14 protein-coding genes and 1 pseudogene are annotated in these 14187 nt (G+C 71.2%); 10 read left to right on the forward strand and 5 right to left on the reverse strand.

Going from position 1 to position 14187, the window contains the following annotated elements:
* On the reverse strand, positions 1 to 1665 hold a 1665-nt coding region (locus ACESL7_RS05570), incomplete at its 3' end, for a YjbH domain-containing protein (protein WP_372892275.1).
* 174 nt (positions 1666 to 1839) lie between these two features.
* Here ACESL7_RS05570 and ACESL7_RS05575 point away from each other — a divergent pair.
* The 5 genes from ACESL7_RS05575 to ACESL7_RS05595 all read left to right on the forward strand — a co-directional run bounded on the left by ACESL7_RS05575 (position 1840) and on the right by ACESL7_RS05595 (position 7618).
* Positions 1840 to 2649, forward strand: a complete 810-nt coding sequence (locus ACESL7_RS05575; protein WP_372892277.1) for an OmpA/MotB family protein — start codon at positions 1840 to 1842, stop codon at positions 2647 to 2649.
* A 102-nt stretch (positions 2650 to 2751) separates the two neighbouring features.
* Entirely contained in the window at positions 2752 to 4047 is a 1296-nt protein-coding gene (locus ACESL7_RS05580; RefSeq protein ID WP_372892279.1) for a flagellar hook protein FlgE, read from the forward strand.
* Positions 4048 to 4068: 21 nt separating this feature from the next.
* Positions 4069 to 5502 carry a FlgK family flagellar hook-associated protein gene (locus ACESL7_RS05585; protein WP_372892281.1) on the forward strand — a complete coding sequence of 478 codons (1434 nt, stop codon included), beginning with the start codon at positions 4069 to 4071 and terminating at the stop codon, positions 5500 to 5502.
* Between the two features lie 2 nt (positions 5503 to 5504).
* Entirely contained in the window at positions 5505 to 6512 is a 1008-nt protein-coding gene (locus ACESL7_RS05590; RefSeq protein ID WP_372892283.1) for a flagellin, read from the forward strand.
* The gene (locus ACESL7_RS05595) at positions 6509 to 7618 is read left to right on the forward strand and encodes a flagellar basal body P-ring protein FlgI (RefSeq protein WP_372892285.1); all 1110 of its coding nucleotides are present in this window, start codon (positions 6509 to 6511) and stop codon (positions 7616 to 7618) included. Before ACESL7_RS05590 ends, ACESL7_RS05595 begins: the two co-directional genes overlap by 4 nt.
* A gap of 283 nt (positions 7619 to 7901) precedes the next feature.
* Here the strand turns inward: ACESL7_RS05595 and fliP are convergent, their stop codons facing one another.
* The 4 genes from fliP to fliF are packed head-to-tail and all read right to left on the reverse strand — an operon-like array spanning position 7902 to position 11101.
* Positions 7902 to 8627: a flagellar type III secretion system pore protein FliP gene (gene fliP / locus ACESL7_RS05600; RefSeq protein ID WP_372892287.1), complete on the reverse strand. Its 726-nt coding sequence runs from the start codon at positions 8625 to 8627 to the stop codon at positions 7902 to 7904.
* On the reverse strand, positions 8624 to 8917 hold the full coding sequence (locus ACESL7_RS05605) for a FliM/FliN family flagellar motor switch protein (RefSeq protein ID WP_372892289.1): 294 nt from the start codon (positions 8915 to 8917) through the stop codon (positions 8624 to 8626). The genes fliP and ACESL7_RS05605 overlap by 4 nt, the downstream gene beginning before the upstream one ends.
* Complete coding sequence (locus ACESL7_RS05610) at positions 8910 to 9500, reverse strand: FliH/SctL family protein (RefSeq protein WP_372892291.1); 591 nt, start codon at positions 9498 to 9500, stop codon at positions 8910 to 8912. Before ACESL7_RS05610 ends, ACESL7_RS05605 begins: the two co-directional genes overlap by 8 nt.
* Positions 9500 to 11101, reverse strand: coding sequence for a flagellar basal-body MS-ring/collar protein FliF (gene fliF, locus ACESL7_RS05615; RefSeq protein WP_372892293.1), 1602 nt, complete (start codon positions 11099 to 11101; stop codon positions 9500 to 9502). The genes ACESL7_RS05610 and fliF overlap by 1 nt, the downstream gene beginning before the upstream one ends.
* Positions 11102 to 11223: 122 nt before the next feature.
* Here fliF and ACESL7_RS05620 point away from each other — a divergent pair, with 122 nt between their 5' ends.
* The 5 genes and pseudogenes from ACESL7_RS05620 to ACESL7_RS05640 form a co-directional block, all read left to right on the forward strand.
* Positions 11224 to 11709, forward strand: coding sequence for a flagellar basal body-associated FliL family protein (locus ACESL7_RS05620; protein ID WP_372892295.1), 486 nt, complete (start codon positions 11224 to 11226; stop codon positions 11707 to 11709).
* Between the two features lie 8 nt (positions 11710 to 11717).
* Complete coding sequence (locus tag ACESL7_RS05625) at positions 11718 to 12089, forward strand: hypothetical protein (protein WP_372892297.1); 372 nt, start codon at positions 11718 to 11720, stop codon at positions 12087 to 12089.
* 68 nt (positions 12090 to 12157) lie between these two features.
* The gene (locus tag ACESL7_RS05630; protein ID WP_372892299.1) at positions 12158 to 12688 is read left to right on the forward strand and encodes a MotE family protein; all 531 of its coding nucleotides are present in this window, start codon (positions 12158 to 12160) and stop codon (positions 12686 to 12688) included.
* Between the two features lie 89 nt (positions 12689 to 12777).
* On the forward strand, positions 12778 to 13647 hold the full coding sequence (motA, locus tag ACESL7_RS05635) for a flagellar motor stator protein MotA (RefSeq protein WP_372892301.1): 870 nt from the start codon (positions 12778 to 12780) through the stop codon (positions 13645 to 13647).
* A 20-nt stretch (positions 13648 to 13667) separates the two neighbouring features.
* Positions 13668 to 14187: pseudogene (locus tag ACESL7_RS05640) on the forward strand (hypothetical protein); the annotation flags it as partial.

The raw sequence follows: 14187 nt of genomic DNA on the forward strand, positions 1-14187 counted from the left end.
GCGGCTGTCCACCGGCTTCCAGAGGAGCTCGCCCGAAACGCCGGCATACATCGTCTCGAGGTACCCCGCCGTGACGCGGCTGTAGACGTCGCGCGCCGGCCGCCCGAAATGAGCGAGCGTCAGATGCTCGATCGCCGGGTCGCCTTCGGCCGAGTACTGCGGCCGCCGCGTCCGGACATAAGGAAGGTCCGAGTCGCCCTCGCGGGTGATCGAATCGAGGTTGCCGCCCACCTTCTTGGTGACCGACCCCGACAGAACCAGCCCCGGCCGGATCCGGTAGGCCGCCTCGGCGCGGGCGCCGACGTCGGCGCGCGCCGGATTGTCCGGATCGAAGACGCTGAGCTGCAGGTAAGGGCCTATCGACCAGGCGAAGCGCGGGTAGAGATCCGGCATCGGCGCGGGTGCCTTGCGCCAGCCGTCGGTGATCTGAGCGCGCGCGAGCGTCTCGACCGCCGCGTCGTTCTCGAGTCGTTCGAGATCGTTGCGCCGGAGCGTGATCGCGCTCATCTCCATGCCCCGCTCGACCGGCACGATCACGAATTCCTCGACCGATGCCGGAAGCGTGCGTGTCATCGCCCTCGCCGTGCGGCCGACCGCCTGCGGGGTCGCCCCGTAGGTGGGGTTGCGCAGGCGGACCGTTGCGCGGCGCGGCTCCAGCCGCAGTCCCTCGAATACCAGATCGTCGCGGGCCATGAGCTCGGAGAGCTCCCGGCGCGCTTCTGTGACCGTATCGGTATCGGTCGTCCAGCCCAGATCGCGCGCCCCCTCCGCCGGCCGCACGGCGACCGGAACCGGGCCGGGCTCCAGCCCGGCGGGCGTGCCGGTGCTGCGCGGATTGAAATGCAGCGTGACCTGCGCACCGACCTCCTCGCCGTAGACATGGTAGAGCGAGACCTGCGTGCCGTTGTCGAACCTGTAATCCAGCCCGAGGTTCCACGGCGAGGACTCGCGGAAGTCGCCGTCGCGCCGTTCCTGCTCGTAGTCGTCGGAGGAATATTCCGCCTTCAGCGTCAGCCGCCGCGTCGGCGTCCAGGCAACGCCGCCGAAGGCCGCCACGTCGCCGCGGAACCAGCGGTCGTAGGTCGGCAGACCGCCCTCGCCAAGCAGCTCGGACGGGCGGTCGCCCATCGTGCCGAAGGCGCCGCGACTGCCGAGCCGCCCCCAGCCGAGACCGCCGGTCACCCTGAGCCGGGGCGTCACCGCCTTCGTCGCCACGACGTACTCGCCGCCGTAGAGGCCCGTCCCGATGAAGTCCTGAAGGCCGACGAGCACCGCGGGCCGGCGTGTCCCCTCCGTCAGGATCTGGTAGCGCAGGTCGAAACTGCGATCGTAGTAGCGCGGGTCGGTCCAGGCGGGCTGTCCCGGGGGATCGGGAAAGAAATCCTCGATCACGGCGTAACGGAAGGCCCCGGACAGGCGCGGCGTGAGCTGGAAGCGCAGCGTCGTGCGCGTCGCCCCTCCGAAGTGGCTGACCGTGCTCGACACCGTCGCGTCGGGCGTGACCTCCGCCGTGGGCATGTCGACGAGTCCCGGCACGCCGTAGAGGTTGAAACTGCTCTCGACGGGCTGCGCGTCCGCCGGCGCGGCGAGCGACACCGCGGCGAGTGCGCCCGCGCTCAACAGCGGGCGCAGCGCGCGGAACCCTCGGGACGCGGAATGGCTCATCGAGGTGCTCTTCTTGCCCAACGTCCCCGGTGCTACGTCACAACGTCGCGTAAGTCCATCATCGCGGCCGACTGCGCGGCGCGCGTTGCACGGGAGGCACGCACCCTCGCGCGTTAACATGCCCGAAAGCTCTCGCCGGTTATCCCGGAGGCGGGTGAGAGAAGGGTGGTGAGCATGGCTGCCGACAGCAATGTCGCGCCGGTCATCATCAGGAAGAAGCGGCGGCAGAAGGACGCCGGGGGTCACCACGGCGGCGCGTGGAAGGTCGCCTATGCCGATTTCGTGACCGCCATGATGGCCTTCTTCATGCTGATGTGGCTGCTGAACGCGACGACGGAACAACAGCGCAAGGGGATCGCGGACTATTTTACCCCGACGATCCCGATCGCGCGCGATTCAGGCGGCGGCGACGGTGCGCTCGGCGGCGAAAGCCCCTTTGCCGAGGCAGCGCGGCAGCGCAGCGCCTCGGGTGGTGTCTGGGTCGAGGCGCCGCAGCCGCCGGGCGAGGCCGGCCCCGAGCAGGCCGAGCTCGAGGCGCTGGCCGAGGCGCTGCGCGGGCGCGGCGGCGAAAGCCTCGTCGCCGACCCGGAGAAACGCCACATCGTGACGCGCGTCACCGACGAGGGCCTGATCGTCGAGCTCTTCGCGCGCCCCGGCGCGCCGCTGCACGATGCGGACGGGCCGACGCCGCTGTTGCGCGCGCTCGCGGGCGTGGTGGCGCGCGCGGCGGGGATGGTGGAGAACGGCGTCGCGGTCGAGGCGCATCTTCGCGCCCGGCCGGTGGTTCTGGCGCGCAACCCGATCTGGCGCGACAGCACCGCCCAGGCGCAGGATCTGCGCCGCCTTCTGCAGGACGAAGGCCTGTCGCCCGGGCGCATCCGCCGCGTCACGGGTCACGCCGACCGCGATCCTGCGGTCGCCGATCCGATGGCCGCGCGCAACGACCGCTTCGAGGTGATCTTTCTGCGAGAGGGGAGGGAATGACGCCGGCGCGGACGGTCCCTGCGCCGTTAGGCCGGCCTTAAGACGCCCTGCCGTACTGCTCGCACCGTTCGCAGGGGTGCGAGACTGCAGAAAGGCGCGGCCATGACGATTTCTTCCTCTCTCAATGCCGGTGTCGCGGCGCTCATGGCGCATGGCAGCCGGCTGGCAAGCATCTCCGACAATGTCGCCAATGCCTCGACCTACGGCTACAAGCGGGCGGAGACGGATTTTCAGTCGCTGGTGCTCGCCGATTCCGGGGCCGGTTACACCGCCGGTGGCGTCCAGGCGCAAAGCCAGCGTCAGATCGGCGAAAACGGCTCGGTCGTGGGGACGAACAACCCGACCGACCTCGCCGTGCGCGGACGCGGGTTCCTTCCGGTGGCACGCGCCACGGACGTGGCGCAGGGCGGGCAACCCCAGATGCTGCTCACCACGACGGGATCCTTTCGCACCGACGCCGAGGGCTACCTGCGCACCGGCTCCGGCCACGTGCTGATGGGCTGGCCGGCGAATGCCGACGGCAGCATCCCGGCCTATCCCCGCGACACGAGCCAGGGTCTCGAACCGATCCGCATCGACGCCAATCAGCTCGACGGGCAGCCCACGACCAGCATGTCGCTGGGCGTGAACCTCCCGGCCGCGGACACGATGGCCGGTGCCGCCGGTGCGCCGCAGCTTCTGTCCGTCGAGTATTTCGACAACCTGGGCGCGTCGCAGAACCTCGACTTCACCTTCACGCCCACCGTGCCGGCGGACGGCGCCTCGAACGAGTGGACCCTGGAAATCACGGATGCCGCGACCGATACGGTGGTGGGCGAATACACGCTCGCCTTCGACGACAGTCCGGAGAACGGCGGATCCCTCGATGCCGTGACCACGATTTCCGGCGACGCCTACGATCCTGCCACCGGCACGCTCTCCGTCGAGACGGCGAGCGGCCCGATCGAGATCGACATCGGCCAGCCGGGCGAGGGCGGTGGCATGACGCAGCTCGCCGGCAGTTTCGCACCCCTCGCGATCGAGAAGGACGGCTTTCCCGTCGGCAACATGACCGGGGTCGAGGTGGACGAGACGGGCAACGTCTCCGCGATCTTCGACACCGGCCATACGCGCCGGCTCTACCAGGTTCCGCTCGCCGACATGCCCAATCCGGAGGGCATGACGTCCCTCGATCAGCAGACTTATCTGCCGTCGCCCGACAGCGGCGCCTATTTCCTCTGGGATGCCGGCGACGGACCGACGGGCGACGTCGTCTCCTCCGCGCTGGAGGAGTCGGCCACCGACGTCGCGGAGGAACTGACCGACATGATCCGCACGCAGCGCGCCTATTCGTCCAACGCCAAGGTGATCCAGACCGTGGACGAGATGTTGCAGGAAACCACCAACCTGAAGCGCTGAGCGTATCGCCGGAGATAGACCATGACCCTGAGCGTCTCGCTGTCCAACGCCCTGAGCGGGCTCTCGGCCGCCTCGCGCGCCGCAGATCTCGTCTCCTCGAACATCGCCAACGCGTTGACACCGGGATATGGCCCGCGCGCGCCTGCGCTTTCGGCCCGCGCCCTCGGCGGCGTTGCGGTCGAGGGGGTGCAGCGCGACGTCGATCCGGTTCTCGTCGCCGACCGTCGTCAGGCGGACGCGGCCCGCGCCGGCGCCGAGGCCGAGCGCGGCTTCCTGTCCCGGCTCGAACGGCTGATCGGGGGGCCGGACGATCCGGGTGCGCTTTCGGCCCGCGTGGCGGAGTTCGAGGCCGCGCTCACCTCGGCCGCCGGGGACCCGGCCGCGCCGCAACGGCTGGAGGCGTCGGTGATGGCCGCCGAGCGCCTCGCGTCCGGCCTGCGCGATGCGGCGGAGGGCGTGCAGGCCATGCGGGCGGAGGCGGACGGCGACATCGCAGGCATGGTCGATCGCATGAATGCCGGCCTCGCACGGGTGCAGGACCTGAATTCCACGATCGTGGCCACCGATGCGCGCGGGCAGGACACCGCCGGGCTGCTCGACCGCCGCCAGCAGGCCATCGACGGCCTCGCCGAACTCGTCCCCCTGCGCGAGGTGGCGCGGCCGGGCGGGGCGGTCGCGCTTTACACCGCCGGGGGTGCCGCACTGCTGGACGGGACCGCCGCCGAGATCGGCTTCGATCCCTCGCCGGTCGTCACCGCCACCCTGCGCGCCGAGACGGGCGGGCTCTCCGGTCTCACGATCGACGGCCGCACACCGGGTCCGGGCGCCTTCGACGGTGGCGCCCTCGAAAGCCGCTTCGCGCTGCGCGACGATCTCGCGGTGTCGGCCCAGACGGGCCTCGACGCGCTGGCGCGCGACCTTGTCGCCCGGGTCGGGGACGATCTGCCGGACGCGAGCCGCCCGCCCGGCGCACCCGGGCTCTTCACCGATGCAGGCGCAGCCTTCGACCCCGGCACCGAGGCCGGGCTCGCCGGTCGCATAGCGGTCAACGACGCCGTCCGCCCGGAGGCCGGGGGCGCCGCCTGGCGCTTGCGCGACGGTCTTGGCGCCGCCGGTCCGGGCTCGGCCGGCGACGGCAGCCTGCTGGGCGCCATGCGCGATGCGCTGGCCGAACGCAGAGCGCCCGTCTCGGACGGCTTCGGGCCCACCCCGCGCGGGGTGGGCGCCCTGGCGGCGGATCTCTCTGCGCAGGTCGCCACACGGGGACAGGCTGCCGAAGCCCGCCAGAGCCACGCCGCCGCGCGCCACTCCGAACTTGTCGAGGCCGAAGGGCGCGCGGGGGTCGATACCGACGACGAGCTGCAGAGCCTTCTGCTGATCGAACAGACCTACGGCGCCAATGCGCGGATGATCCGCGCAATCGACGAGATGATGGACACGCTGACGAGGCTTTGATCATGACCGCACCGCGCATCGGCGATCTCGCACAGCTTCACCTCTTCCGCGCGCAGGCGGGTCGCCTGCGATCGGATCTCGCGGCCCGCGGGCAGGAGCTGTCCACCGGCCAGGCCGCCGATGTCGCGCGGCATCTGGGCGGCGACACCGCGCGCCTCGCCGCGCTGGACCGCGATCTCGCGCTCTCCGAACCGCTGCGGCGCAATCAGGCGGAGGCGGCGGCCCGCGCGACGGCGATGCAGGCCGCGCTCGGCCGCGTGCGGGAGACGACCGAGACGCTGACGGCGACGGTGCGCGCCGCCGCGCAGGGCAACCTGCCCGCCGGAACCGCGGCCGCTTCCGAGGCGGCCCGCGGCGCCTTCGCCGAGATCGCCTCGGCGCTCGATACGGCGGTGGCCGGCCGCAGCCTCTTCGCCGGCGCGGCGCCGCAGGGGCCGGCACTGGCGCCGGCCGAAGAGATGCTCGACGCCCTGCGCGGCGCGATCGGGACCGAGACAGAGGCGCAGGCGATCGCGGATATCGTCGGGGACTGGTTCGCGCCGGGGGGCGGGTTCGAGGCCGTGGGATACCGCGGTGCCGACACGCCGGCCTCGCCTGTCCCGCTCGGGAACGGGGCCGGCGCTTCGCTCGATATCCGCGCTGACGACCCTGCGCTGCGCGGGACCCTTGCCGCCACCGCGCTCGCGGCGCTTGCCGACGACCCTGCGCTCGAGGTTCCGCCGGGCACGACCGATGCGCTTCTCGACCGCGCGGGCGCCGCACTGACCGCCTCCGGCGAGCCGCTCACCGAGCTGCGCGCCCGTCTCGGGGTCGAGGAGGCGCGCATCGAGCGCGCTGGCGCACGGCTCGCCGCCGCCCGCGAGGGGGCCGAAACCGCGCGCGCCGCGCTTGTCGAGGTGGACGGATACGAGGCCGCGACCCGGATGCAGGCGCTCGGTCAGAACCTCGAGAGCCTCTATGCCGTGACGGCACGCCTGTCGCGACTCACCCTGCTGGAGGCGCTGCGATGAGGGCGATCGCACGGCTCGCTGCCGCGGCCGCGCTCTGTGCCGTCTCGGGCGCGGTCGCGGCCGGGCCGGTGCGGATCAAGGATCTTGTGGAGTTCGATGGCGTGCGGGGCAACGATCTCGTCGGTTACGGCCTCGTCGTCGGGTTGAACGGCACCGGGGACGGGCTGCGCAATGCTCCCTTTACCGAGGAGATGATGACCAACATCCTCGAGCGTCTCGGCGTCAACGTCACCGGAGAGCAGTTCCGCCCGCGCAACGTGGCGGCCGTCTTCGTCACCGCCGCGCTGCCGCCCTTCGCGCGCAGCGGGAGCCGGATCGACGTGACCGTGTCGGCGATCGGTGACGCCGACAGCCTGCTCGGGGGCACGCTCGTGATGACCCCGCTCAATGCCGCGGATGGCGAGATCTACGCCGTGGCGCAGGGCACGGTGATCGCCGGTGGCGCGAGCGTCGAAGGCGAAGGCGCCGAGGTGGTGCAGGGTGTGCCGACCTCCGGCTCGATCCCCTCGGGCGGGCGCGTCGAGCGGGAGGTGGAGTTCGACTTCGCCGACATGGAGAGCGTGCGTCTCGCGCTGCGCGAACCCGACTTCACGACCGCCAGCCGGATCGAGGCGGCGCTCAACCGGGATTTCGGCCGCGAGGTCGCGGTGATGCTCGACTCGGGCACCGTCCGGCTGGACATCGAGCGTACTGGCGCGCGTTCGCCTGCGCATGCCCTCGGGCGGGTCGAGACCATTGCCGTACGCCCGGAACGCCGCGCGCGGATCGTCGTCGATCAACGCTCCGGCACCATCGTGATGGGCGAGGACGTGCGTATCTCGCGCGTGGCGGTTGCGCAGGGCGGGTTGACGTTGCGCATCGCCGAGGCGCCGCTGGCAGTGCAGCCCAATCCGTTCGCCGGCGGTGAGACGGTCGTCGTCCCCCGGACCGAGGCCGATCTCGAGGAGGAGGAGGGTGTCGGCCTTGCCGAGGTGCCCGAGGGAACCTCGCTCTCGGAGGTGGTCGCGGGACTGAACGCCCTGGGTGTCGCCCCACGCGACATGATCGACATTCTCAAGAGCATCAAGGCCGCCGGCGCACTGCATGCGGAGTTTGTCGTGCGCTGATCATCGCGCCGCCCGGCGCCGCGGCGGGCCGGGGCATGGTCGGTCCGCGGGCCGGCGTGACGGCCGGCGGCGGCATCCTTGCGCGCCGGCGGCGGCGCCGGCGGATAGCGTGGCCGCATCACGGGCGGTCGCGCCGCGCCCGGAAGGCATGACGCGCGGTCCTCGTGATCTGCCGGACGCCGCAGAGTCCCGACGCCGCGACCGTGTGCAGGGCGAGACCGCGTGCGGGACGAGAGGGATCTTGTCGGACCGGTGGCGCGCAGAGGGCGCCCGCGATGGCCGATCAGAGATAGCTCCGGACCAGCGCGCCGGCGATCAGGCTCCACCCGTCGGCCACCACGAAGAAGGCGAGCTTGAAGGGCAGTGCGACAATCGCCGGAGGCACCATCATCATCCCCATCGACATCAGAACGGCCGCGACGACGAGATCGATGATCAGGAACGGCAGGAAGATCAGGAAGCCGATCTGAAAGGCCTGCGCGATCTCGGAAAGCATGAAGCTCGGCACGAGGACCGAAAGCGGCATTTCGCCCGGGGCCGTCTCGACGGGGGTGTCGCGCAGGTCTGCCATCGCCGCGAGCGTGCTGCCGTCTACGCGGCTGGTCATGAAGCCGCGAAAGGGCTCCATCGCGGCATCGAAGGCCGCGTCCACCGCCAGCCGCCCCTCGATCAGGGGATCGACGCCGGCGCTCCAGGCCGCGGTGAAGACAGGTTCCATCACATACCAGGTCAGAAAGAGCGCGAGGCTCACGATCAGCATGTTGGGCGGGGACTGCTGCAACCCGAGGCCCTGCCGCAGGATGGCGAGAACGGTGACCAGAAAGGGAAAACATGTGATCATCACCGCGATGCCCGGGGCGAGGCTGAGCACCGTGAGCAGCAGGATGAGCTGGATGCTGCGCGCCGTGAGGCTTCCGTCCTCGCCGAGGCCGATGGTGATCTCCTGCGCGCCCGCCGGCCCGGCGACGAGGGTGGCCGCGAGGGCGATCACGCCGCGCAGGGCCGTCATGCGAGCCCGGCCTCGAGGTCGGCGACCTCGGTCAGGCGCACGGCGAGTTGGCCCGCCTGATCGCCCTCGAGCTCTTCGAGTTCGCCGCGGGCGATGAGCCGATCGCCGATATAAAGTTCCACAGGGTCGTCAACCCGGCGGTCAAGCGTCAGCACGGCGTTCTCGCCGAGGCGCAAGAGATCGCGGATCAGCGGGCGCGCACGTCCGACGCAGACCGTGATCTCGATCGGCACGGCCGTGAAGCTGCGCGCCGTTTCGGTCAGCGTCGGGTCGTCGGGGCGGTCATCCATGGCGTGTCTCCGGCTCCGGTTCCTGGAAATAGGCGCGAATCGCGTCGCCGACCGCGTCGACCGCCGCGTCGAGATCGATCTCGCGTTCGGTGCTGCCGATTCCGATCTCCACCTGCCCGGCGCCGAGCATCGGGTCGGTGCGCAGGCGCACCGGGAAGGGCAGCGTGTCCTCGATCAGGCCCGCGACCGCCGTCTCGCTCTCGGGCGCAACGACGACCTCGGCCATGCCTTCGGCCCCGTCCCGCGCGAGCGTGGTCAACTGCTCGACCACATGCGGGCCGAGCGTGGCGCGGGCCGTCTCCGGCAGCAGCGAGCCGGCGATCCGGTCGAAAAGGGGGGCAAGGTTGCGTGCCACCTGCGCATGGGCTTCCTGATAGGTGAAGGACATCTCCTGCAGGCATCGCGCCAGATCCGATCGCAGGTGTGCGGTCTCGTCGGACCGTGCCTTCGCCGCGTCGTCCCAGCCGGCGCGATAGCCCTCCTCGAAGGCTGCGAGGCGATGCGTCTCGAAAGCCTCGCCCCCGGGTTCGGCGGCATCGCGGTGCGCGCCGCCGAAATCCTCGAGCAGATGCGCGATGGACATCACGCGCGCTCCTGCTCGTCGTCGAGCCAGCTGGACAGGATCTCCATGGTCTCCTCGCGCCGCTCGTCGATCAATGCGCGCAGGCGGTCCACGGGCGGGGCCTCCGGCGTCCCGTCCTGTCCGGTGACCGTCGGCAGCTGCGCCGGCTCGAAGGGCCCCGTCTCGATCACCCCGTCGAGGGCCTGCGCCGGCGCGGGGGCATCGGCCGTGGCGTGCGGGCCCGTGTCGCGCGCGGGACCGGCAAGGAGATCGGAGGTGTCGTCGCGGACGTCCGGCCGGCGCGTCAGCAACGGACGCAGCACGAAGAGCGCGAGCACCAGGATGACCAGCGCGAGCACTGCAAGCTGCACGAGGCGCATCGTGTCGAGCGCCAATGCGTCGACCCATCCCGACCGGGCCGTCGTGCCGCGCTCCGCCGGCGCCGCCGCGAGCGGCATGGAGCGAATGGTGATCTCGTCCCCGCGCGCCGCGTCGAACCCCACCGCCGAGGCCACGAGGCCGCGGAGCGAATCGAGTTCGTCCTCGGGCAGGGGGGTGAAGTCCTGCGAGTCTCCGGCATTGGTGCCGCCGACGAGGACGGCGACGGTGAGCCTGCGGATCGCGCCGGGGGCGCGCAGGACTTCGCGCTCGGTTTCCGACACCTCGAAATTGACCCGTTCGCGCGTCCGGCTGTCCGTACTGTTGCGGTTGTCCTCCCCGCCGGCGTCGCCGTCGGGCAGGTTGGAGGCCACGCCGACCGCGCCGCCGCTCTCCTGTGCCTGGCTGCTCCGTTCTTCCGTATCGGTGCTGATGGCGATGCGGCTGTCCGGGTCGAGTCGCCGCTCGCGGATCGTTTCCTGTTCGGTCACCGTCTCCAGGGCGACCTCGACCACGGCGTTGCCGTGCCCGACGCGCGCCTCGACGAGGCGGAGCACCCGCTCCCGCAGGCGGGCCGTCCGATCCTCGCCCGCGTCGCTTTCGGTCTCGGCCCCCGCGGTCACCAGCTCTCCCCCGTCGTCGACGACGGTCACGTCCTCGGGGTCCATGTCGGGGACCGCGCCCGCGACGAGATGGCGCAGCGCCTGTGCCTGGTCGGCCGAGACATCGCCCGTGCGCCGCGTCACGGCGACGGAGGCCGTCGGCCGCAGGTCCCGCTGGAAGGAGCGCCCGCCGACGTTGGCGATATGCACCCGCGCCGCGCTGACGCCGGGGCTCGCCGCGATGGTCCGCGCGAGTTCTCCTTCCTTGGCGCGCCAGTAGGCGGCATCGAACATCTGGCTCGTGGTTCCGAACCCGGAGAGCGAATCGAGCAGCTCGTATCCCTGTCCCGACGTCGCCGGCAGCCCCTCGCCGGCCAGCGCCATGCGCAGTCGGTCCCGCTCGCTCGCGGGCACGTGGATCGAATCACCCCGCACCTCGAAGGGCACGCCGCGCCCCTCGAGCGCGGTCACCACCTCGCCGGCAGCGGCCCCGTCGAGGCCGTCGTAGAGCAGCGCGAGCCCCGGTTGCGCCGCCATGCGCGCCATGGCCAGAACGCCCGCGAAAACCGCCACGGCCGCGCCGATCGCCACGGCCCGCCGCACCGGGGTCAGCGCGCGCCAGAGAGAAAGCACTTGTTGCACGACAGGCCTCCTGACCGCCGGGCCTTCTGCCCGCTTCGGATGCCAGTCTTGGGCCACCGCGCTTAACATTCGGTTAGCCCTTGGCTGTCAGCGTGTGATCCGTCGAAAGGAGGATTCGCGCCATGTCCGAGGCCGACGCGACCGAGGCGCCCAGGCGGCGCAGCCGGCTGCCCCTGATCCTGGGGCTCCTTCTGCCCCTGGCCGGAGGAGCGGCGGGGTTTTTCGCCGTGCGCGAAGGGTTTCTCGATCCGGCTGCCTTCGTCCGTCCGGCCGAGACCGGGGCGGACATCGCCCCGGACGCGCTGGCGGACACGGCCTTCGTGCCGCTCGACACGATCGTCGTCTCGCTCGCCTCGGGTTCCGCTGGCCGGCACCTGCGCTTCACCGCCGAGCTCGAGGTGGCGCCGGCGCACCGCGCCGAGGTGGAGCGGCTGCGCCCCCGCGTCGTCGATGTGCTCAACGGCTATCTCCGGGCGCTCGACCAGAGCGACTTCGAGGCGCCGGGCGCGCTCGTGCGGCTGCGCGCGCAGATGCTCCGCCGCGTGCAGATGGTTACCGGCGACGGAAAGGTGCGCGACCTCCTCGTGATGGAATTCGTGATGACTTGAGGATCGAGATGGATCTGATCGCCGACATTCTGCTCGCCGCGGGTGCTCTGGGCGCCGGGCTGTACTGTTTCGTGCTGGCACGGCGCCTGTCGCGCTTCAACGATCTCGAGGGTGGAGTGGGCGGGGCCGTCGCCGTGCTTTCCGCGCAGGTCGACGACCTGGCGCGGACGCTGGAGACGGCGCGTGCGGCCGCGGATCAGTCGAACGGATCGCTGGAGGAGCTGACGGGCCGGGCCGAAACGGTCGCCAAGCGGCTCGAACTGCTCGTCGCGTCGATGCATGATCTGCCCGATGGCGAGCCGCCTGCGTCCGAGGCTGCGGCCCGGCCGCCGTCGGAACCCGTGTTCACGCGGCGTGCCCCGGCGGAGGCGGAGCGTTGAGCGCCGCGTCCGGCTCCCGTCCAGGGGCGCGTCGCGCACCGCGCCGCAGCGGCCGCGGCACGCTTGCCGTGATCGCGGCCCTGCTCATCGGATCGGCCCTGCTGCGCCTCGGCGCCGACGCCGGACAGGCGCTCGCGCGCGCGCCGGAGAGCCCTGAAGACGCCGCGGGCGGGGACGGCTGCACGCCGCCTCCCGATGTCGCGCGCGTCCTCGACGCGCTTGCCGAGAGGGAGGCCCGCCTCGACACACGCGCAGAGGAGATCGACGCCCGGACACAGGCGCTCGCCGTGGCCGATGCCGAGATCGACCGCCGCATGGCCGAGCTCGAGGAGGCCGAGGCGACGCTCCGCGCCACGATCGCCGATGCAGAGACAGCCGCGGAGGACGACCTGACGCGTCTGACCGAGGTCTACGAATCGATGAAGCCGAAGGAGGCCGTGCCGCTGTTCGAGGCGATGACGCCCGAGTTCGCGGCGGGGTTCCTCGGCCGCATGCGGCCGGAGGCCGCGGCGGGCATCCTCGCGGGCATGACGCCGGACTCGGCCTACGCGGTGAGCGCACTGCTCGCCGGGCGCAATTTCGAGGTGCCGACGCAATGATCCCCACCCATCGTACCAAGCCGCCGAAAACCTGTCCTTAATCGTTTCGGCGCAGAGTTTTCGCCGCAACGGTCGCAGGAGGGATGCGCATGATCGGCCTCGTCGGCATCGTCGTCGTCTTCGCCATGGTCTTCGGAGGTTACAGCCTCGCAGGGGGCAAGTTCGGCATCATCCTGAAGGCGCTTCCGTTCGAGCTGATGATGATCGTCGGCGCGGCGACGGGCGCCTTCCTGATCGGCAACGACCTTTCCGTCGTGAAGCGGACGGCGCGCGACCTGCCCAAGCTCTTCCGCGGTGCGCGCTGGAAGCCGGACGATTACCGCGATCTGCTCTGCCTTCTGTTCGAATTGATCCGTCTCAACCGTCAGAACCCGGTCGAGGCCGAACAACACATCGAGGCACCGCAGGAGTCGGCGATCTTCGCCCGCTACCCCCGCATTCTGGCGGACGGCGAAGCGGTGGCGCTCATCGCGGACACGATGCGCTCGGCCGCCATGAACTACGACGATCCGCATCAGGTCGAAGAGGTCCTCGAGAAACGCATGGAATCGGCCACGCACGACGCGTTGCAACCGAGCCACGCGCTTCAGACGGTCGCAGACGGGCTTCCCGCGCTCGGCATCGTCGCGGCCGTGCTCGGTGTGATCAAGACCATGGGCTCGATCGATCAGCCGCCCGAAGTCCTCGGCCGGCTGATCGGCGCCGCGCTGGTGGGCACCTTCCTCGGGGTTTTCCTCGCCTACGGCATGGTCGGCCCCTTCGCCGCCCGCCTGCGCGGCGTCGTCGAGGAGGAGGCGCAGTTCTACCAGCTGATCCGCGAAGTCCTTGTCGCGAACCTCCACAATCACGCCACGAACATCTGCATCGAGGTCGGTCGCCAGAATACGCCCGAGCCCTTCCGGCCGAGCTTCGCCGAGCTCGAGGAGTCCCTGAAATCACTTCGTCCGGAGGCCGCATGAGACGCGCGTGTCTGCTCGCCTTGGCTCTGCTCCTCGCCGGCCCGGCAGCGGCGCAGACCGTCACGGTGCGCGGGGGCGAGCACGAGGGGTTCACCCGTCTCGTGCTCGACCTGCCGCGTGCGACCGACTGGGCGCTCGAGCGAGAGGGGCGCGATGTCGTGGTCGCGCTTGCGGACACGGATCTCCGGTTCGACCTCTCGCGGGCCTTCGACCGGATCCGGCGCGTGCGGCTGCGGGACGCGAGCGCCGGATCCGCCGCCGGTCGTCTGCGCCTGCGCCTCGGCTGCGACTGTGCGCTCGAGACCTTTCTGCATACCGATCGGATGCTCGTTGTCGACATTGCGGATCCAGCTGACGCAGCCGAGGACCGGGAGGTCCCTGTCACCTTGCCGCTTCTCGGCAGGCCGGACGCGCTGCCGTCCGAGGACGCCCCCGTATCCGGGCCCCGGCTTGCGATTGCGACCGCCGAGCGACGCGTCGCACAGGCGATCGGTGGGGCGGCGAGCCAAGCGTTGTTGCGCACGACCGGCCGCGCCCGGC

This window comes from Rhodosalinus sp. (assembly GCF_041685465.1).
Lineage (GTDB): Bacteria > Pseudomonadota > Alphaproteobacteria > Rhodobacterales > Rhodobacteraceae > Rhodosalinus.

What these genes read in the sequence shown, in the direction of transcription:
- ACESL7_RS05575 (WP_372892277.1), top strand. Translation starts at nt 1,840, where the DNA reads ATGGCTGCCGACAGCAATGTCGCGCCGGTCATCATCAGGAAGAAGCGG.
- ACESL7_RS05580 (WP_372892279.1), top strand. Translation starts at nt 2,752, where the DNA reads ATGACGATTTCTTCCTCTCTCAATGCCGGTGTCGCGGCGCTCATGGCG.
- ACESL7_RS05585 (WP_372892281.1), top strand. Translation starts at nt 4,069, where the DNA reads ATGACCCTGAGCGTCTCGCTGTCCAACGCCCTGAGCGGGCTCTCGGCC.
- ACESL7_RS05590 (WP_372892283.1), top strand. Translation starts at nt 5,505, where the DNA reads ATGACCGCACCGCGCATCGGCGATCTCGCACAGCTTCACCTCTTCCGC.
- ACESL7_RS05595 (WP_372892285.1), top strand. Translation starts at nt 6,509, where the DNA reads ATGAGGGCGATCGCACGGCTCGCTGCCGCGGCCGCGCTCTGTGCCGTC.
- fliP (WP_372892287.1), bottom strand. Translation starts at nt 8,627, where the DNA reads ATGACGGCCCTGCGCGGCGTGATCGCCCTCGCGGCCACCCTCGTCGCC.
- ACESL7_RS05605 (WP_372892289.1), bottom strand. Translation starts at nt 8,917, where the DNA reads ATGGATGACCGCCCCGACGACCCGACGCTGACCGAAACGGCGCGCAGC.
- ACESL7_RS05610 (WP_372892291.1), bottom strand. Translation starts at nt 9,500, where the DNA reads ATGTCCATCGCGCATCTGCTCGAGGATTTCGGCGGCGCGCACCGCGAT.
- ACESL7_RS05620 (WP_372892295.1), top strand. Translation starts at nt 11,224, where the DNA reads ATGTCCGAGGCCGACGCGACCGAGGCGCCCAGGCGGCGCAGCCGGCTG.
- ACESL7_RS05625 (WP_372892297.1), top strand. Translation starts at nt 11,718, where the DNA reads ATGGATCTGATCGCCGACATTCTGCTCGCCGCGGGTGCTCTGGGCGCC.
- motA (WP_372892301.1), top strand. Translation starts at nt 12,778, where the DNA reads ATGATCGGCCTCGTCGGCATCGTCGTCGTCTTCGCCATGGTCTTCGGA.